The organism is Neisseria sp. P0020.S003, assembly GCF_051957095.1.
Classification (GTDB): Bacteria; Pseudomonadota; Gammaproteobacteria; order Burkholderiales; family Neisseriaceae; genus Neisseria; species Neisseria subflava.
Window position 1 is genome coordinate 1 of the sequence record NZ_JBQCWU010000107.1, and the last position, 249, is coordinate 249.

Annotated in this window: 1 protein-coding gene; it reads left to right on the plus strand. The window is 53.4% G+C overall.

From position 1 onward, the window contains the following. On the plus strand, window positions 1-249 hold a 249-nt coding region (locus tag ACTHTQ_RS11555; RefSeq protein ID WP_440363996.1), incomplete at both ends, for a hypothetical protein.

A 249-nucleotide genomic window follows, 5' to 3' on the forward strand; every position in this document is an offset into this window, starting at 1 on the left:
ATGCATTAGCGAAAGCAGGCGAAGCTAAAGATGCAGCGAAAGCAGCAGACGATAAAGCAGTAGCGGCAGATGCTAAAGCAGTAGCAGCAGATACCAAAGCTGATGGTGCGGTAGCGAAAGCGGAAGCGGCAGATGCTAAAGCAGTAGCGGCAGATACCAAAGCGGGTGAAGCTAAGACAGCGGCAGCTGCGGCAGATGCTAAAGCAGTAGCGGCAGATACCAAAGCAGGTGAAGCTAAGACAGCGGCAG